General features: G+C 66.3%; 1 pseudogene. It reads right to left on the reverse strand.

The features are described from left to right. Nucleotides 1-5: 5 nt before the first annotated feature. Nucleotides 6-270 (reverse strand): annotated as a pseudogene (locus tag SB725_RS31355) (FAD-dependent oxidoreductase); the annotation flags it as partial.

Consider the following 270-nt stretch of genomic DNA (forward strand, 5'->3'; position numbering starts at 1 on the left):
GATCAGGGGTCGGTCAGGTGCTCGTCGGGGGCCCGTAGCGCGCCAACGGCGTGATTTGCCAGGTGCGGCTCCAGGGCGAGGATCTCGCTGCGTTCCAGCAGGCGAACGTTGTCTACCCCATTGGCCTGGGCCTGGGCGAGGATCCCCGGCAGCCTGGCCTGGTCCTCGGCGTTCCAGGCCACTACCAGCGCGCCACTCTTGAGCAGTGGCAGGTTCATGGCCGAGTGGATTTCCAGGTATTCCTGGTAGCCGGCCTGCATGCACTGCAGT

This window comes from Pseudomonas sp. SIMBA_041, assembly GCF_046535095.1.
Taxonomy (GTDB): domain Bacteria; phylum Pseudomonadota; class Gammaproteobacteria; order Pseudomonadales; family Pseudomonadaceae; genus Aquipseudomonas; species Aquipseudomonas mucoides.